Consider the following 17417-nt stretch of genomic DNA (forward strand, 5'->3'; position numbering starts at 1 on the left):
CGGCTGAATATCAATATGCCCTAAAGTGAGGCGTCAGTCAGCGACCTTTCCAAACCCGACAAGTGGATGCCGCATTCGGTCTTGGCGTGCCCGGCCCAGCGGCCGCTGCGCGCGTCGTCGCCCGGTTGCACCGGCTGCGTGCATGGGAAGCAGCCGATCGACAGATAGCCATAGGCGACCAGCGGGTTTTCACGCAGCGCATGCGCGCGCATGTGGCCGGCCTGGTCCGATGTCGTCCAGTGCGCCAGCGGATTTATGCGGATGCGCGAGCCGACCGCCTCGAACACCGGGAGCGCTGCCCGGGTCGCCGCCTGGAAGCGCTTGCGGCCGGTGAACCAGGCGCGGAACGGCTCGACGCCGCGCGCCAGCGGCTCGACCTTGCGCACGTCGCAGCAGGCGTCGGTGTCGGTCTCGTTCAGATTGCCGGTCGGGTCGATCCTTGCCAGCGCCGCATCGTCGGGCCTGATCACCCGGATATCGGTCAGCCCGAAATCGGCGGCCAGCGCGTCACGATAGCCGAGCGTCTCCTCGAAATGCTTGCCGGTGTCGAGAAAGATCACCGGCAGCGTGCGGTCGATCTCGGCGATCATGTGCAGCAGCACCGCCGAATCCGCGCCGAAGGACGAGACGGCGGCGATTTCGCCGTGAAAGAATTCCCGGGTCGACCGCTCGATGATCTCCAGCGGCTTCAGATGGCCGTAGAGCGCGTCGAGACCCGCCGCTTGGGCGGCGATGCCGGCCTCGACGTCGACGATACGGTCAAGCGGCCTTGGCTTCGCCAGCATAGAGCGCCTCCTTGAACGGCGCGGGACCGACACGGCGGTAGGCGTCGATGAATCTTTCGTTTCTGTCCAGCCGAAGCCCGAGATAGGTCTCGACGATCTGCTCGATGGCATCGGTGATCTCTTCCGAACTGAAGCCGCGGCCGATGATCTCGCCGACCGAGGTGTTCTCGTCGGCCGAGCCGCCGAGCGTCACCTGGTAGAGCTCGCCGCCTTTCTTCTCGACCCCGAGGATGCCGATATGGCCGACATGGTGATGGCCGCATGCATTGATGCAGCCGGAAATCTTCAACTTCAATTCGCCGATCTCGCGCTGGCGCTCCAGTGAGGCGAAGCGCCGCGAGATTTCCTGCGCCACGGGAATCGAGCGCGCCGTCGCCAGCGCGCAATAATCGAGGCCGGGGCAGGAGATGATGTCGCTGATCAGGTTCGAATTGGCCGTCGCCAGCCCGATATCGACAAGCGCGTCATAGACCGCTTTGAGGTCGGCCCGCGCGACATGCGGCAGGATCAGGTTCTGCTCGTGGCTGACGCGCAGCTCGTCGAATGAATATTTTTCGGCAATGTCGGCGACCGCTTCCATCTGGCTGTCGGAGGCATCGCCTGGCGTCTCGCCGATGCCCTTGAGCGAGATGGTCACCGCGGCGTAGTCGGGATGGCGATGGGTGACCACATTCTGGTCCAGCCATTCGGAAAAGCTCTTGGAGTCGAGGCGGGCAAGCCTGACCGCCTCGTCGCCTTCCGGCCGGTCGACAAGCGGAGGCGGCGCGAAATAGGCATCGATGGCGCGGATGTCTTCTTCCGGCAGCCTGAGCTCGGCGTCCTTCAGCTCCTGCCATTCGGCCTCGACCTGGCGGGTGATCTCCTCGACGCCGGTCTCATGGACCAGGATCTTGATGCGCGCCTTGAACTTGTTGTCACGACGGCCGAAGAGGTTGTAAACGCGCAGGATCGCCGTGCAGTAGGACAACAGATCCGCTTCGGGCAGGAAATCGCGGATCTTCTTGGCGACCATCGGCGTGCGGCCCTGGCCGCCGCCGACATAGACGGCGAAACCAAGCTCGCCGGCGGCGTTCTTCTTCAGGTGCAGGCCGATGTCATGCGTCTGGATGGCGGCGCGGTCGCGCTCGGCGCCGGTCACCGCGATCTTGAATTTTCGCGGCAGGAACGAAAACTCGGGATGCACCGACGACCATTGCCGCAGGATTTCGGCATAGGGGCGCGGATCGGCAACCTCGTCGGCGGCTGCGCCGGCGAAGTGGTCGGCAGTGACGTTGCGAATGCAGTTGCCGCTGGTCTGGATGGCGTGCATCTCGACGCTTGCCAGATCGGCCAGGATCGCCGGGATGTCCGACAGCGCCGGCCAGTTGAACTGGATGTTCTGGCGCGTCGTGAAATGCCCATAACCCTTGTCGTATTTGCGGGCGATGTGGCCGAGCATGCGCAGCTGCTTGCTGTTCAGCGTGCCGTAGGGCACCGCGATGCGCAGCATATAGGCATGCAGCTGCAGATAGACGCCGTTCATCAGCCGCAGCGGCCGGAACTGGTCTTCGGTGATCTCGCCGGCGAGGCGCCGCGCGACCTGGTCGCTGAACTCGGCGACGCGGGCCTTGACGAAATCGTGGTCGAACTCATCGTAACGGTACATATTCAGGTCTTTCCGGGCGCGTCCGCCCGTTATTTTCTTCGTTCGAGCGTGATCGGGATCATGCTTGTGTCATCTATGCCGCGCGTGCGGCTTGCAGACGGGCCTGCTTGCCCAGATCGTTGCGGGTGGTCGGGCCGGCGGCACGGATCTTTTCGCGCAACCGGACCGCTTCGACCGTGCCGTTGGCCACGGTCACGTCGATCAGGTTGACGTCGACCACTTCGTTGGCGGCGGAGGCCTTGGCGCCGATCGCCTCCAGCCGGTCCTCGGCCGCCTTGTCATGGGCGATGTCGGCATGGTCGATGGTCTCAGCCCAGCCGCCATTGGTGTACCAGACGGCTATGCCGTCGGCGAGGCGGTTCGCGGTCAGGACTTTCATTGGCTCACTCCTTGCGCGGCAGACCGGAGCACGCTTTCCTGCCTGTGTGCCGCCAGCGGCTCGGAGCGTTCGAAATTGGCGCCGGCGACCGCGTCGCCGATGATGGTCATCACCGGGCCGCTAAGGTCGGCGCGCGCCTCCAGCGACGGCAGGTCGGCGAGTGTGCCGTGGAAACGGCGGCGGTTGGCAAGGCTGGCATTCTCGACCACGGCGACGGCCGTATCCGGCGACAGGCCGGCTTCGATCAGCCGGCCGGCGACCTCGGCGGCGACCGAGCGGCCCATATAGACGGCGACCGTCGCGCCGGAAATGGCGAGCTTTGCCCAGTCGGGCAGCGAATTTCCCTTGAGGTCATGGCCGGTGGTGAACACCATCGACGACGACACGCCGCGCAGCGTCAGCGGCAGTTCTAAATCGGCGGCGGCGGCGAAGGCTGCGGTGACGCCCGGAACCACTTCGTAGGCGACGCCGGCATCGCGAAGTGCTGCCATCTCCTCGCCGGCCCGGCCGAACACCAGCGGGTCGCCGGACTTCAGCCGCACGACGCGCTTGCCGGCGTGGCCAAGCTCGACCAGCAGCGCATTGATCTCGGCCTGGCTCTTGGAATGGCAGCCCTTGCGCTTGCCGACCGGCAGGCGCTCGGCATCGCGGCGGCCCATGGCGACGATCGCCTCCGGCACCAGCGCGTCATGGACGATCACGTCGGCTTCCATCAGCAGGCGATGGGCGCGCAGCGTCAAAAGGTCCTCGGCGCCTGGACCAGCGCCTACAAGCGCGATATGGCCCGATGCCGGTTCTTTCGAAAGCAGCAGGCCGACGGCCGCATCATGCGCCTGCGAAAGCTCGCCGGCCTCGACAGCGCGGGCTGGCGCGCCGCCAAAGAAATCGCTCCAGAAGCGGCGGCGGGCATTGCCCTTCGGCAGCAGTCTTTCGGCGGTGTCGCGAAACGATGCGGCGAGCGCTGCGAGCGGACCGAGCGAGGGCGACAGCATGCGGTCGATGCGGCTGCGCAGCATCTGCGCCAGCACCGGGCCGGCACCTTCCGTGCCGATGGCAATGGCGACCGGCGCGCGGTTGACCAGTGCCGGCGTGAAGAAATCGCATAGCTCCGGCCGGTCGACGGCATTGACCGGAATGCCCAGCCGGCGCGCGTCCCCGGCAACGCGGCGATCGAGCGCCTCGTCGCCGCTGGCGGCAAACACCATCACCGCACCATTGAGATGTGCTGCATCATAGGCGTCGGCGATGTGGGCGGCCCCCGTCTCGGCGATAAAGGCCAGCAGCTCCGGGCTTGTTTCATCGCTGACGATGCGCAGCACAGCGCTCGACTGCGCGAGCAGCCGCGCCTTGGCCAGCGCTTCCTCTGCGCCGCCGACGATGGCTATGGCTTCGCCCTTGACCCGCATGAAGACGGGAAAGGCATTGAGCTTGGGCGTGGCTTGCGGCATGACGAGCGGAATCCTGGAACCGTTTGTCAGTTCTACGCGGGGGCGCGAAAAACCAGAAGGCACCCACTCGCGCATCGCTTCGTAGCAGGCAATCTCTTTTCTGCAAGCATGAAGGCCAAGAGAAAAATATTCCACATTCAAATGCGGAGCAGATTGAAGCTGCTGTTGCAGCCCTTGATCCGCTACCTTTTTAGCGGCCGGAGGAGTAACCACAAAACAGATTTTTCTAAATTCTATCAATTTAGTAGATTAAGCCGCCGGATGCTGACCGAGCGATCGACGGCAGCCCCGCACTCTCGCCGACCCCTGTCGGAGCATCGGGTCCGAGTGCCGGAACATTCCCGCCTCGGCACGCGTTTGCTCTATGGACCCAGGCCCGGTCACACCCCTGCGGCAAAGGCCCGGCGATGGGCTCGAAAAATCAAAAAAGGAGCGCCCCATGAGCAACGTCAGACTGAAACGCGGACTGTGGATCGTGGTGGCAGATGGCGAAAAGGCGCTGTTTCTCGAGAACCGTGGAGACGTCCAATATCCCGACCTTCAGGTCGTGCACGAGATGGAGCAGGAAAATCCGGCAACCCGAGAACAGGGCACGGACCGCCCCGGCCGCTACAGCGACGGCCCTTCCGTCCACCGCAGTGCGGTCGAGGACACCGACTGGCACCGTCTCGGCAAGGAGCGTTTTGCCGAAGAGATTGCCGACAGGCTCTACAAGCTCGCGCATCGCGGCAGCTTCAAGGAGATCGTGCTGATCGCGCCGCCGCCGGTGCTGGGCGACATGCGCAGGAAACTGCACAAGGAGGTCACCGACAAGATAACGGCCGAAATTCCAAAGACGCTGACCAACCACAGCATACCCGATATCGAGAGCCTGCTGCAGGCGACCTGATCGGGCATCGGCGGTGTCAACCGCCGCCAGACTTGAACACGCCGCCCGCGATGCTGACAAATCGCGATGCTGACAAATTCTGCCGGCTCGCTCGCCTGGAAAGCGTTCTACACGTGCTGGCCGCCGTTGATGTGGATTTCCGAGCCGGTCACGTAGGACGCCTGCTGCGAGCACAGGAAGAAGATGATATCGGCGACTTCCGCCGTGGTGCCCAGCCGCCTCAGCGGGATAGTCTCGACGATTTTTTCCGTGCCCGGCGACAGGATCGCGGTGTCGATCTCGCCCGGCGCAATGGCGTTGACGCGGATGCCGTGCGGGCCGAAATCATGCGCCATTTCGCGCGTCAGCGAGCCGAGTGCCGCCTTCGACGTCGCATAAGCGGTACCGGCGAAAGGGTGCACGCGGGTGCCGGCGATCGAGGTGACGTTGACGATCGAGCCCTTGGCCGATGCCAGTTCCTTGAACAATCCCCGCGCCAGCATGATCGGGGCGAAGAAATTCACCTGGAAGACGTCGCGCCAGACATGCATCGGCGTGTCGATCGAGTTCATGCGGCTGTTGCCGTCCTTGAGCTTGGGCGAGATGCCGGCATTGTTGACCAGCGCATGCAGCTGGCCGCCATGCGCCTCGAGCCGGTGGCGGATTTCCGAGATGGCGATGCCGACATCCTCCTGGTCGGCGAGATCGACCTTGATGTGGTCTTCCGGTCCGGCCGGCCACGGGCAGTCCTCGGCAAAGGCCTGGCGCGAGCAAGTGATGACGCGCCAGCCTTCGCGTGAAAAGCGCTTGACCGTAGCGTGGCCGATGCCACGGCTGGCGCCGGTCAGCACAATGGTCTTTCTGGTGTCGGTCTCTGCCATTCGCGGTCTCCAAACGGGAGATGTAGCGGAACGCGGCAGCGGTGGCGAGGGGGCCTGTTGTTCAGCCGCCTGTCAGGATGTCCAGGATCGACGTCTGCCGCTTCTTGACCGGGCCGCCGACATTGCCGGGCGGCACCGGGTGCTTGATCGATCCGGTGGTGCCGTCGACGCCCGGCATGGCCAGGCCGCCGGCATCGACCGTCTCGGCAGGACGCACGGGACGCGAAGCCGACTGGGTAGCTGCCGCAGGCGGCGCCGATTGGCCGACGGAAGCGACCGGCGCCGGCGGCGCCGTATCGGACGGTATCTCGTCCGGGACGATGGTGTCGGGCGGCGTCGACTTCCAGGTTCCGGGCAGCGGCCGCACCGGCACGCCCTCATGCGCGGCGACCATGAACTCGTGCCAGGCCTGCGCCGGCAGTGCGCCGCCGGTGACCTTCTTCATCGCGCTGCCGTCATCATTGCCGAACCAGACGCCGGTGGTCAGATTGGCTGTATAGCCGATGAACCAGGCGTCGCGCGAGTTCTGGCTGGTGCCGGTCTTGCCGGCCGCCGGCCAGGCGAACGCCGCCTTCCTGGCCGTGCCGATCTCGACCGTGCCAGTCATCATCGAGTTCATCATACCGACGACATCGGGCTTGACGACCCGCGGCGCACCGCCGCCATTGTTTTCGTAGAGCACCTTGCCGTCGCTCGTCGTGACCCGGCGGATGAAATGGATGTCCGGCTTATAACCGCCATTGGCGAAGGGAACATAGGCCGAGGTCAGTTCCAGCGGCGTCACTTCCGAGGTGCCGAGCGCGATCGATGTGTTGGCCGTCAGCTCGGACTGGATGCCCATGCGGTGCGCCGCCTCGACCACCGCATTCGGCCCGACTTCCATGGTCAGCTGCGCGGCCACCGAGTTCAGCGATTTTGCCAGCGCCGTCGCCAGCGTCACCTTGCCGAAATACTTGCCGCCGTAATTGTCGGGCGTCCAGTTGCCGATCTTGATCGGCGCGTCGTTGCGCACGCTGTCGGGCGTACGGCCGGATTCCAGCGCCGCCATATAGACGAACGGCTTGAACGCCGAGCCCGGCTGCCGGCGCGCTTCCGAGGCGCGGTCGAACTGGCTGGTCGAATAGTCGTAACCGCCGACCATCGCGCGCACCGCGCCGGAATTGTCGATCGACACCAGCGCGCCCTGGCTGACGTTGAGCTTCTTGCCGCTCTGGTCGATCAGCCGGCGGATCGATTGCTCGGCGAGCTTCTGCAGCGTCAGGTCGACGGTCGTGTCGACGACGATGTCGCGGCGCACGTCGCCGATCAGGTCGGGCAGTTCTTCCATGATCGTATCGGCGACGTAGTTTTCCGAGCCGGTCCAGTAGGACGGCGCGCGTGTCGCCGGCGCGCTCATCGCCGTGGTCTGTTCCTTGGCGCTGATCTTGCCCTCGTCGCGCATCGCGGCGAGCACCAGCTGCGAACGCTGTTCGGCCGCCTTCGGGTCGCGCGCCGGCGACAGCCGCGACGGCGCCTTGAGCAGGCCGGCGAGAAGGGCGGCCTCCGACAGCGTGACGTCACGCGCGCTCTTGCCGAAATAGCGGCGCGAGGCCGCTTCGACACCATAGGCGCCGGAGCCGAAATAAACCCGGTTGAGGTACATTTCGAGGATCTGGTCCTTCGTATGCTTGTGCTCCAGCCACAGCGCCAAGAGCACTTCCTGCACCTTGCGTTCCAGCGTGCGGTCCGGCGTCAGGAACAGGTTCTTGGCCAGTTGCTGGGTCAGCGTCGAGCCGCCCTGCGAAAAATGCCCGCCGAGCACATTGGTCACCATGGCCCGGGAAAGGCCGATCGGGTCGATGCCGAAATGCGAATAGAAGCGGCGGTCTTCGATGGCGATGACGGCTTCGGGAATGTAGGGCGACATTTCGTGCAGGCCGACGGCCTCGCCGCCGCTCATGCCGCGATTGCCAAGCAACTGGCCGTCGACCGAGACGATCTTGATGTTGGGGGCGCGGTCGGGAATGGCCCAGGTGGTGGCCGCCGGCATTTTCGCGCCGTAATAGACGACGATGCCGGCAGTGGCGATACCGCCCCAGATGGCCATCACGAAGCACCAGTAGAACAGCCGGGCAAGCACGCCGAACATGCCGCGCCGGCTTTTGCCGCGCCCGCCACGAGACGGCTTGGCCTTGGTCGATTTGCGCTTTGCAGCGGCTTTACGGTTGCTCGGCACGACGCGGTCCTCCTCGCTCACCGAAAAACCGGCCGAGGATCTCGCCCCCGGCGATGCCTCGAAGCTGGGCTCGATGCGGTTGTCTTTCCGGTTCGCCATGCGCTGTGCTGTCTTCCCCGATGCTTATGGCGTTGGGGTTGAAGACTAGATGCGGCGATTTAAGGGCGGGTTAAGTCGGGAAAAATCAAGCGATTGATAATCATGGTTGCCGGGCAGCTGTTACCGCCCGTTACCGCTCTGTTCACGCCGCCTAATTCTTGCGTCAGCGAAACGATCGGCCTCCAAGATGGCGCGGTCATATTTCTCGGTCGTGCTGATAGCCGACAACCTTGCGGGTATCGTCCAGGCTGGCGTCACCGAACCCAGCGTTTTTGCAAGACGCGGTCACCGTGGTTTACTGGTCAACCTTGTTTGCGTCTTCGACGTCGGCATTTTTTACGACAGAACGCCACGCGCCCTTCGCCAACGCTTCCATTAGGTCAAGGTTGTTCGGGCCGATTTGCCGCACCGCGGCATAGGCCGGATTGTTGCTTTTCTTCTCATGGACGATGCGGATCGTTTTTTTAAACGAAGCGCAAGTAGCTTTGATGTTCTCCACGACACCCAATGCGAAGCCACATTTATCGTTCGGTTTAATGTTCACGCATTTCCGAAGCGTATGAACTGTCGCGACCACACTGGCAGCTCTGTCGTTCCCATGGAACTCGAGCCAGCTGGCAGAAAGATACTCCTCGTTCGGTCGCAATTCGAACGCTTGAGGCAAAGGAACCGTTTCTCCGGTCAAAAGATCAACCGTTAGGCGACTTTTGGAGACCTTACGAACGACCGTATGAACATCCGGTATCTTGTTGGAGGTCATACAGCGAGCCAGCGCTCAGGACGGAACGGGCCGAGTGACTCCGATATCCTTGAAGCTTTGGTTTTCACGTTCGCTGACTCTAAGTCCCCGTCGACTGAGGCCGAGAGGATAAACTGCACTTTGTCGTCGGCATCGCAAATTATGGTCAGACGATCTTCGCCTAAGTACCATGCTGCTACCAGTGATCCTGCGCTGGAGATGCCTATCCCTGGCAGACGAGTAGGTTGCAATTCCAAGATCACCTTCATGAAGGTCTTGAATGCCGGCATCTCTGTGACTTTATCGTCGGTATCCCAACTGTCTGGTTCATAAAGGTCATCGAGAAGAGCGAATATTCGATGGCGCCATCCATCAGCTAGGTGCATCGACACCTGGTTGGTGTAGATCTTAAAAGATGACAGGGCGTCAAAGAGCTTCAAATCAGTATCAGTCTGTGAAAGGACGGTATTTGGCAGCGGCCTTTGAATACGTTGAGAGCGAGCTGGCTCTTTGAACGCTTGGTCAACACGCTCCGCATTTCCGCCATATTGATTTAGCTGTAGCATCTTAGTTATTCATTTCATGAACAATTCACGAGCGGCGTCCGTAATCGAAGACTCGAACATGCCGCGCTCCTCGACTTTCATCTTCTCGATCATTTCCCATAATTCATCGTCGCCCTTGGGGATAGCTGTACTTATTACGTCTAAGTCTAGCAAGAATGATGTAGTGTGCACCAGTGGCGGCTCAACCGTTGCCGATGTCACCTTAAGGGCGAAGGGGAAATGATCGGAAGTCGGGTATTCAACCCTTAGCATGTAAGCCTCGGACGCTCTAGCGCTTGACATGGGATCACTTGGAATGAATTTCAAAAACAACGCTGCTTGGGGGGTTGGATAGGTGCGGTGCGGGACGTCCAACCTGTTGATGTAGCGAATTCCGACCTGCTTTGCGCTAGGAATGCCGCGATCCCTTCGCAAGTGCGACATGTCCCGTTTGATCCGGTCAATGAACGCAGGCCACCCTGGGTAAGGTGGAACTACTGAGAAAACAATGCTGTTGCGTCGGACAATCGCGAAATGATTTCGATCTTCGCTTGAGAGTTTCCGGCCCTGCTTTGAGTGCTGCAAACTACTTTTGCGGGCCGTTACGTCAACGGTGGTCTCAAAGACCTCTTCCGTCTCGTCAAATTTGTAGAAGCGTTTAATTCGTTCGGTCGCCCGCTCAACGATCTCGAAAGGTATAGGCGATTGGAATACGAATTCGACGATCGCTTCTATGATCGGTGGTCGCCTGTATATAACCATTGTCCCCGCCGGAGTCTCATAGTGGCTATGAGAACAGAAATTCCTTTATGAAAGATTCCGCCTAAGGTCCAACGAAAAGGGATGATCCAAGTCCCGATTTTACGGAGGCCGATCCGTCCTCCTCGTCCCTTTGGCTTCTCTCCGGTCTTGGCCTCTCTGAGCTGCCGGATGCGCTCTTCATCGCTGCGGCGCGGCCGACCTAGTCCGACTTGGGGTCGACCGGACCCAAAGGCAGTAAGCGGTAAGCGCGCCTAACTTCGAACTGAGACACTACCGGAATTTTCCGGCACTAAGCGGTAGGGTATGGACAGCGCCAAAGCCGGAAATGAAAAACCCGCCTCGGCTGGCGGGTCGTTGGAGCCAAATGAGCACCATAATGAAATTAGTACCATAGCTGCCGGCACAAAGCAAGAACAAAATGCGCGTTGCCTTAGAATAATCACTTCAGTTCGACCGTTGCGACAACCTCAGTCGTCCGCGTCCGGGTCGTCGGAGGCCGGCCGCCAGCTGATTGGCTCGATCTTCCTTTGCGTATGGCCGTCCGTATAGGCCCACCAGCCGGCATCGCTTTCGTCCCAGTCGCCGCCGGCCGCCTTCAGCCGGTCGAGCGAACGGTACTGGGCGATGCTCTCGTTCATCACGCCGTCGCTGTCCTGCCAGTAGACGGTGACCTTGGAACCGTCCTTTGGTGCCGTCTCGATTGGTTTTCGCGCAGCCATGTCAATTCCTCCCGGTGAAGCGAACGGAGGGCCGGGACAAGCGCCCTCGGTTGCTGGCCGATGGCCTTTATGAGAATTCGCTCCGGCGAGACATATGGCGTGGTTTTCGAGAACCGGAGCGCAGCGGACATTTGGGTCCGTGAGCACCGGAAGCGGAGAAAACTGCGCCAGATGGCCGCCGGAGTAGAATTATCATGAAGGCCATTAGCTGTGGGCGAAGATGTCCTCCTCATCCCAGCCCATCAGGTCGAGTTTCGCACGCGTCGGCAGGAAGCGGAAGCAGGCATCGGCCTCCCTGGTCCGGTTGTCGCGCGCCAGACGCGCGCTCAGTACGTCGCGCAGCCGGTGCAAATAGAGCACGTCGGAGGCGGCATATTCGAGCTGCTCAGGCGACAGCGTCTCGGCTGCCCAGTCGGATGATTGCTGCGCCTTCGACAGGCCGACCCCGAGAAGCTCGAAGCAGATGTCCTTCAACCCGTGCCGGTCGGTGTAGGTGCGCGTCAGCCGCGACGCGATCTTGGTGCAGAACACCGGCTCCGGCATGACGCCGAAGGCGTTGTAGAGCACGGCGAGATCAAAGCGGCCGTAATGAAAAAGCTTGGTGATGCTGCGGTTCTTGAGCAGGCTGACGAGGTTCGGCGCCTTCTTCTGGCCGGGCGCAATTTGGATGACGTCGGCCGACCCGTCGCCCGGCGAGATCTGCACGACGCAGAGCCGGTCGCGATGCGGGTTCAGCCCTAGCGTCTCGGTATCGATGGCGACCGCCCCGACATCGTAATGCAGCAGGCCGGGCAGATCGTTTTTGTGGAAACGTATGTCGCTCATCGTCTTCTCCGGTCGCGGCCCCGTGCAGCGATGCGCGACGGACCGTGCCCGTCCTTGCCGCGATCCGGCGAAAAATCAACAAAAACTTGAGTCTGGCGCAATTTCAGCGTGTCAGCGCCTCGAGAATGCGCGCCCAGGAGCGCTGGCCCTTGTGGAAGGAGCTCATCTCGTACTTCTCGTTCGGCGAGTGGATGCGGTCGTCGTCGAGGCCGAAACCGACCAGCAGCGATTCCATGCCGAGATAGGTCTGGAAATCGCCGACCACTGGGATCGACCCGCCGCCGCCGGTTATTACCGCCGGCTTCGGCCATTCGTCGGACAGCGCCTGCTTGGCCTTGGCCAGGAAGGGCGAGTCGTAGGAAAGCTGGATTGCCGGCGAGCCGCCATGCGGATGAAATTCGACCGAGCAGTCCGCTGGCACGCGCTGCCTGGCAAATGCCTGGAAGGCCGCGCGGATTTTTTCCGGATCCTGTTTGTGGACCAGGCGGAAGGAGACTTTTGCCGAGGCTTGCGCGGCGATCACCGTCTTGAAGCCCTTGCCGGTATAGCCGCCGATAATGCCGTTGAACTCGGCCGTCGGGCGCGCCCAGGTGAGCTCGAGCACCGAGCGGCCCTTTTCGCCGGACGGGATCGACAGGCCGATCGGGCCGAGGAAGGTCTCGGCCGTCTCGCCGAGCGACAGCCACGATTGCAATATCTGCGACGGCGTTTCCTCGACGCCGTCATAAAAACCTGGAATGGTGACGTGACCATCGGCATCGTGGATGTCGGCCAGGATCTTTGCCAGGATGCGGATCGGATTGGCGGCCGCACCGCCATAGAGCCCGGAATGCAGGTCGCGGTCGGCGGCAGTCACCGTGATCTCCTCGCCGACCAGCCCGCGCAGCGAGACGCAGATCGACGGCGTATCGCGGTCCCACATGCCGGTGTCGCAGACCAGCGCGAAATCGGCCTTGAGCTCATCCGCATTCGCCTCGAGAAACGGCTTCAGCGACGGCGATCCGGACTCCTCCTCGCCCTCGAACAGTATTGTGATTCGGCACGGCAATCCGCCATGCACCTGCTTCCACGCGCGGCAGGCCTCGACGAAGGTCATCAGTTGGCCCTTGTCGTCGGCCGCGCCGCGGCCGGTGATCACCTTGTGGCCGGGCTCGATCTCCTTGACCGCCGGCGCGAACGGGTCGCTTTCCCACAGCTCGATCGGATCGACCGGCTGGACGTCGTAATGGCCGTAAAACAGCAGATGCGGCGCGCCCGCCGGCCCATCGTGATGCGCGACCACCATCGGATGCCCCGGCGTGTCGCGCAAGCTGGCGTCGAAGCCGATCAGCTTGAGCTCGGCGACCAGCCATTCGGCGGCCTTGCGGCAGTCGGCGGCGTAGTCCGGATCGGTGGAGATCGACTTGATGGCGAGCAGGCCGAACAGGCGTTCCAGGCTCTGGTCGAAGTTCTTGTCTAGGCGGTCGAGAACAGGGGAAACTGCGGACATCTGGCGGGCCTTTCGATTCTGGCGGCAAATCTAGAGCCCATGCGGCGAAACGGAAAGCCCGCGGCCGTTGGGCCACAGCTTGCTTCCAACGGCAAAAAAATGCCGCCGTGGTGGAGGGGAACCACGGCGGCCTTTACTCGAAACGATGCGGCAGCCCGGAGAGGGGGGATAGGCTGCCGCAAGTGTCCGGGATAGGCGGGGGACGGGCCTTGCTCCGGACTTCGGCGAAAACTGCCGATGCGTTTTATCTGTGTCTGCGAACGTGGCGATTCAAGGGCACAAAAATTACACTTTTGTAACATAGGCGTGAGCGAACAAAGCTGCCGCCAAGCCGGCAGGGCCAGCCAAGCTCGCACGCCATTTGTCAGGGTGTTGCCGGAACCCTTGGCGCAAGCCGCCTTTGGCATGGACCGCGGCGCTGCGCCGCGCTATCCCTCGTGCCATGAAAAAAGGCGATCATCTCTTCCTTGTCGACGGCTCCGGCTACATCTTCCGTGCCTATCACGCGCTGCCGCCGCTGTCCCGCAAGTCCGACGGGCTGCCGACCAGTGCCGTGCTCGGCTTCTGCAACATGGTCTGGAAGCTGACGCAGGACGCCCGCAACACCGATGTCGGCATCGTGCCGACGCATTTCGCCGTGATTTTCGACTATTCGTCGAAGACCTTCCGCAACGATCTCTACCCCGAATACAAGGCCAACCGCTCGGCGCCGCCGGAAGATTTGATCCCGCAATTCGGCCTGATCCGCCAGGCGACCAGGGCCTTCAACCTGCCTTGCCTTGAGACGGAAGGCTACGAGGCCGACGATTTGATCGCCACCTATTGCCGGCTTGCCTGCGAAGCCGGCGCCGACACCACCATCATCTCCTCCGACAAGGACCTGATGCAGCTGGTCGGCCCGACGGTTGCCATGTACGACCCGATGAAGGACCGCCAGATAGGCGTTTCCGAGGTGATCGAGAAATGGGGCGTGCCGCCGGAGAAGATGATCGACCTGCAGGCGCTGACCGGCGATTCGGTCGACAATGTGCCGGGCGTACCCGGCATCGGGCCAAAGACGGCGGCGCAATTGCTCGAACAGTTCGGCGACCTCGACACGCTGCTCGCCCGCGCCGGCGAGATCAAGCAGGACAAGCGGCGCGAATCGATCATCGCCAATGCCGACAAGGCGCGGATTTCGCGTGACCTGGTGAGGCTGAAGAACGACGTGCCGGTGACCGAAGGGCTTGACGAGTTCGTGTTGCATGCGCCGGACGGCCCCAGACTGATCGGCTTTCTCAAGACCATGGAATTCTCGACGCTGACCCGCCGCGTGGCCGAAGCGACCGGAACCGACGCGGGCGATGTTCCAGCCACCCCCGTCACTATAGAGCGTGCCGATACCGCGCACGGCCCCGATATGGGTTTTGGCCTGCCCGCGGCCGCCGAGAGCGCACCGCCGCCGGACGAAGCGGCGCTCGAGGCTCCGGCTGCAGCCAAGCAAGGCGACACCCCATCCCTGCTTTCGGCGCTTCGCCTGGAGGCTGCGACCACCCGCAAGATCGACACCAGCGCCTACGCCTGCATCCGCGACGCCGCGACGCTGAAGGTCTGGATCGCCGAGGCGATGGAGAGAGGCATCGTCGCCTTCGACGTTAAGGCCTCCTCGCCCGATCCGATGCGGGCCGAACTGATCGGCCTTGCCATGGCCGTCGCGCCTGGCCATGCTGCCTATGTGCCGCTTGCCCATAAAAACGGCAATGGCGACCTGCTCGGCGGCGGCGCGGTCGAAAACCAGATCCCGGTCCGCGACGCGCTGGCGTTGCTCAAGCCGCTGCTCGAGGACAAATCCGTCCTCAAGATCGTGCACGACATGAAATACCGCCTTGTCGTGATGAGCCGTCACGGCATCGAGATCGGCCCTTATGACGACACCATGCTGATCTCCTACGTGCTCGAGGCCGGCACCCACGGTGGCCACGGCCTGGAGGCGCTGGCCGATAAATGGCTCGGCCACGCGACCATTCCGCTGAAGGAATTGGCCGGTTCGGGAAGAAGCTTCGTCGGCCTCGATCAGGCCGACCTCGGCAAGGCGACGGCTTACGGCGCCGAGCACGCCGACGTCGCGCTCAGGCTCTGGCAGGTGCTGAAGCCACGGATTGCCGCCAAGGGCCTGGTCTCGGTCTATGAACGGCTGGAACGGCCGCTGGTGCCGGTCTTGGCGCGGATGGAACAGCGCGGCATTTCGGTCGACCGGCAGATCCTGTCGCGGCTCTCCGGCGAACTGGCACAGGGTGCCGCACGGCTCGAGGACGAAATCTACCAGCTGGTCGGCGAACGCATCAACATCGGCTCGCCAAAACAGCTCGGCGACATCCTGTTCGGCAGGATGGGCCTGCCCGGCGGTTCCAAAACCAAGACCGGCCAGTGGTCGACCTCGGCGCAGCTTCTCGAAGACCTCGCCGCCGAAGGCCATGAATTGCCGCGCAAGATCGTCGACTGGCGCCAGCTGACCAAGCTGAAATCGACCTATACCGACGCGCTGCCCGGCTTCATCCATCCCGACACCAAGCGCGTCCACACCTCCTACGCGCTTGCCGCGACGACGACCGGGCGGCTGTCGTCCTCGGATCCCAATCTGCAGAACATTCCGGTGCGCACCGTCGAGGGCCGAAAGATCAGGACGGCCTTCATTGCCGACAAGGGCAACAAGCTGGTTTCCGCCGACTACAGCCAGATCGAGCTGCGCGTGCTCGCCCACGTCGCCGAAATCCCGCAGCTCAAGCAGGCCTTCGCCGACGGCGCCGACATCCACGCGATCACCGCGTCTGAAATGTTCAACGTGCCGGTCGAAGGCATGCCTTCGGAAGTGCGCCGCCGTGCCAAGGCGATCAATTTCGGCATCATCTACGGCATTTCCGCTTTTGGCCTCGCCAACCAGCTGTCGATCGCGCGCGAGGAAGCCGGCGACTACATCAAGAAATATTTCGAGCGTTTCCCCGGCATCCGCGACTATATCGATGCGACCAAGGCCTATGCCCGCGAGCACGGCTATGTCGAAACCATTTTCGGCCGCCGCATCCACTATCCGGAAATCAGATCGTCAAATCCTTCGGTCCGTGCCTTCAACGAGCGCGCCTCGATCAACGCCCGCCTGCAGGGCACCGCCGCCGACATCATCCGCCGCGCCATGATCCGCATGGACGATGCCCTGGAAAAAGCCAAGCTTTCCGCCCGCATGCTGCTGCAGGTGCATGACGAGCTGGTCTTCGAGACCGTCGAAGCCGAGGTCGAGGCGACGATCCCGGTCGTCTGCCACGTCATGGAGAACGCCGCCATGCCGGCGGTGTCGATGTCGGTGCCGCTGCACGTCGACGCCCGCGCCGCCGACAACTGGGAAGAGGCGCATTAGCGTGCGGACGTCCGCGGCCGACCAATTGTAATCTGTAGCGATCTTTCGCGCCCCCTCTGTCCTGCCGACATCAAAAGGTCGCCACCGCTATGTTGCGGCCTAACCGGCCTTCAAGCCGCTTCAGCCAAACACTTCGCACAAGTCCCACGAAACTCGATCACCGCCTTCTTGGCGGCGAAGCCGGTCGAGCGCACCCATTCGTCGAGCCGGTGGCCGACATCGTGGTCGGAGAACTCGGTCACCTGGCCGCAGCTGTCGCAGATGGCAAACGCCGTCATCGAATGGCTGTGGTCGTGCGGCTCGGCACAGGCGACGAAGGAATTGAGGCTTTCGAGCCTGTGCACGAAGCCGGACTTCACCAGCGTGTCGAGCGCCCGATAGACCTGCAGCGGCGCGCGAAAACCGCGCTCGCGCAATTGGTCGAGCAACGTATAGGCGCTGAGCGGCCCGCTGGCGGCCTCGAGTTTCTCGAGAACGCAAAGCTGGTTCTTCGTCAGTACATCCCTTGCCGCCATGATCCCGTTCCAAGCCGCTTCCGTGCCGATCGCTGCCATTAGGCATGCAATCCGGCCTCTTCCACTGAGATAGCGACGAACTGCCTTTTTTGCTACTGTTTGTATTCGCAGC

At 62.6% G+C, this 17417-nt stretch carries 15 protein-coding genes; 2 read left to right on the forward strand and 13 right to left on the reverse strand.

Going from position 1 to position 17417, the window contains the following annotated elements; all coding sequences use genetic code 11:
* Positions 1-20: 20 nt before the first annotated feature.
* From NKH78_RS03370 to cysG, 4 genes are all read right to left on the reverse strand, one after another.
* The gene (locus tag NKH78_RS03370; RefSeq protein ID WP_352881879.1) at positions 21-785 is read right to left on the reverse strand and encodes a phosphoadenylyl-sulfate reductase; all 765 of its coding nucleotides are present in this window, start codon (positions 783-785) and stop codon (positions 21-23) included.
* Positions 760-2430, reverse strand: a complete 1671-nt coding sequence (locus NKH78_RS03375) for a nitrite/sulfite reductase (RefSeq protein ID WP_352881882.1) — start codon at positions 2428-2430, stop codon at positions 760-762. The genes NKH78_RS03370 and NKH78_RS03375 overlap by 26 nt, the downstream gene beginning before the upstream one ends.
* A 73-nt stretch (positions 2431-2503) precedes the next feature.
* Positions 2504-2809, reverse strand: a complete 306-nt coding sequence (locus tag NKH78_RS03380; RefSeq protein WP_254816798.1) for a DUF2849 domain-containing protein — start codon at positions 2807-2809, stop codon at positions 2504-2506.
* Complete coding sequence (cysG, locus tag NKH78_RS03385; protein ID WP_352881886.1) at positions 2806-4257, reverse strand: siroheme synthase CysG; 1452 nt, start codon at positions 4255-4257, stop codon at positions 2806-2808. The genes NKH78_RS03380 and cysG overlap by 4 nt, the downstream gene beginning before the upstream one ends.
* Before the next feature lie 439 nt (positions 4258-4696).
* Here cysG and NKH78_RS03390 point away from each other — a divergent pair, with 439 nt between their 5' ends.
* Entirely contained in the window at positions 4697-5146 is a 450-nt protein-coding gene (locus tag NKH78_RS03390; RefSeq protein ID WP_352448343.1) for a baeRF12 domain-containing protein, read from the forward strand.
* Positions 5147-5253: 107 nt separating this feature from the next.
* On the opposite strand, the gene NKH78_RS03395 is transcribed toward NKH78_RS03390, so the two are convergent.
* The 8 genes from NKH78_RS03395 to NKH78_RS03430 all read right to left on the reverse strand — a co-directional run bounded on the left by NKH78_RS03395 (position 5254) and on the right by NKH78_RS03430 (position 13399).
* Positions 5254-6006: an SDR family NAD(P)-dependent oxidoreductase gene (locus tag NKH78_RS03395; protein ID WP_023675240.1), complete on the reverse strand. Its 753-nt coding sequence runs from the start codon at positions 6004-6006 to the stop codon at positions 5254-5256.
* Positions 6007-6067: 61 nt separating this feature from the next.
* Positions 6068-8320: a transglycosylase domain-containing protein gene (locus NKH78_RS03400; protein WP_352881889.1), complete on the reverse strand. Its 2253-nt coding sequence runs from the start codon at positions 8318-8320 to the stop codon at positions 6068-6070.
* Positions 8321-8615: 295 nt separating this feature from the next.
* Complete coding sequence (locus tag NKH78_RS03405; RefSeq protein ID WP_352881892.1) at positions 8616-9080, reverse strand: hypothetical protein; 465 nt, start codon at positions 9078-9080, stop codon at positions 8616-8618.
* On the reverse strand, positions 9077-9625 hold the full coding sequence (locus NKH78_RS03410) for a hypothetical protein (protein WP_352881895.1): 549 nt from the start codon (positions 9623-9625) through the stop codon (positions 9077-9079). Before NKH78_RS03410 ends, NKH78_RS03405 begins: the two co-directional genes overlap by 4 nt.
* Positions 9626-9634: 9 nt before the next feature.
* Positions 9635-10366 carry a TIGR04255 family protein gene (locus NKH78_RS03415; protein WP_352881898.1) on the reverse strand — a complete coding sequence of 244 codons (732 nt, stop codon included), beginning with the start codon at positions 10364-10366 and terminating at the stop codon, positions 9635-9637.
* 467 nt (positions 10367-10833) lie between these two features.
* The gene (locus tag NKH78_RS03420; RefSeq protein ID WP_352448348.1) at positions 10834-11085 is read right to left on the reverse strand and encodes a hypothetical protein; all 252 of its coding nucleotides are present in this window, start codon (positions 11083-11085) and stop codon (positions 10834-10836) included.
* Positions 11086-11289: 204 nt separating this feature from the next.
* Entirely contained in the window at positions 11290-11910 is a 621-nt protein-coding gene (locus NKH78_RS03425) for a ribonuclease D (RefSeq protein WP_023675237.1), read from the reverse strand.
* Between the two features lie 103 nt (positions 11911-12013).
* Positions 12014-13399, reverse strand: a complete 1386-nt coding sequence (locus NKH78_RS03430; protein WP_352881902.1) for a M20/M25/M40 family metallo-hydrolase — start codon at positions 13397-13399, stop codon at positions 12014-12016.
* A gap of 442 nt (positions 13400-13841) precedes the next feature.
* On the opposite strand from NKH78_RS03430, the gene polA reads away from it, so the two are divergent.
* Positions 13842-16790, forward strand: a complete 2949-nt coding sequence (gene polA / locus NKH78_RS03435) for a DNA polymerase I (protein WP_352737513.1) — start codon at positions 13842-13844, stop codon at positions 16788-16790.
* A 110-nt stretch (positions 16791-16900) separates the two neighbouring features.
* On the opposite strand, the gene NKH78_RS03440 is transcribed toward polA, so the two are convergent.
* Positions 16901-17305 carry a Fur family transcriptional regulator gene (locus NKH78_RS03440; protein WP_023721937.1) on the reverse strand — a complete coding sequence of 135 codons (405 nt, stop codon included), beginning with the start codon at positions 17303-17305 and terminating at the stop codon, positions 16901-16903.
* Positions 17306-17417 lie beyond the last annotated feature (112 nt).

Source organism: Mesorhizobium sp. M0910 (assembly GCF_040319465.1).
GTDB lineage: Bacteria > Pseudomonadota > Alphaproteobacteria > Rhizobiales > Rhizobiaceae > Mesorhizobium.

What these genes read in the sequence shown, in the direction of transcription:
- NKH78_RS03415 (WP_352881898.1), bottom strand. Translation starts at nt 10,366, where the DNA reads ATGGTTATATACAGGCGACCACCGATCATAGAAGCGATCGTCGAATTC.
- NKH78_RS03370 (WP_352881879.1), bottom strand. Translation starts at nt 785, where the DNA reads ATGCTGGCGAAGCCAAGGCCGCTTGACCGTATCGTCGACGTCGAGGCC.
- NKH78_RS03390 (WP_352448343.1), top strand. Translation starts at nt 4,697, where the DNA reads ATGAGCAACGTCAGACTGAAACGCGGACTGTGGATCGTGGTGGCAGAT.
- NKH78_RS03440 (WP_023721937.1), bottom strand. Translation starts at nt 17,305, where the DNA reads ATGGCGGCAAGGGATGTACTGACGAAGAACCAGCTTTGCGTTCTCGAG.
- NKH78_RS03410 (WP_352881895.1), bottom strand. Translation starts at nt 9,625, where the DNA reads ATGCTACAGCTAAATCAATATGGCGGAAATGCGGAGCGTGTTGACCAA.
- NKH78_RS03380 (WP_254816798.1), bottom strand. Translation starts at nt 2,809, where the DNA reads ATGAAAGTCCTGACCGCGAACCGCCTCGCCGACGGCATAGCCGTCTGG.
- NKH78_RS03400 (WP_352881889.1), bottom strand. Translation starts at nt 8,320, where the DNA reads ATGGCGAACCGGAAAGACAACCGCATCGAGCCCAGCTTCGAGGCATCG.
- NKH78_RS03430 (WP_352881902.1), bottom strand. Translation starts at nt 13,399, where the DNA reads ATGTCCGCAGTTTCCCCTGTTCTCGACCGCCTAGACAAGAACTTCGAC.
- NKH78_RS03405 (WP_352881892.1), bottom strand. Translation starts at nt 9,080, where the DNA reads ATGACCTCCAACAAGATACCGGATGTTCATACGGTCGTTCGTAAGGTC.
- polA (WP_352737513.1), top strand. Translation starts at nt 13,842, where the DNA reads ATGAAAAAAGGCGATCATCTCTTCCTTGTCGACGGCTCCGGCTACATC.
- NKH78_RS03395 (WP_023675240.1), bottom strand. Translation starts at nt 6,006, where the DNA reads ATGGCAGAGACCGACACCAGAAAGACCATTGTGCTGACCGGCGCCAGC.
- NKH78_RS03375 (WP_352881882.1), bottom strand. Translation starts at nt 2,430, where the DNA reads ATGTACCGTTACGATGAGTTCGACCACGATTTCGTCAAGGCCCGCGTC.
- NKH78_RS03425 (WP_023675237.1), bottom strand. Translation starts at nt 11,910, where the DNA reads ATGAGCGACATACGTTTCCACAAAAACGATCTGCCCGGCCTGCTGCAT.
- cysG (WP_352881886.1), bottom strand. Translation starts at nt 4,257, where the DNA reads ATGCCGCAAGCCACGCCCAAGCTCAATGCCTTTCCCGTCTTCATGCGG.
- NKH78_RS03420 (WP_352448348.1), bottom strand. Translation starts at nt 11,085, where the DNA reads ATGGCTGCGCGAAAACCAATCGAGACGGCACCAAAGGACGGTTCCAAG.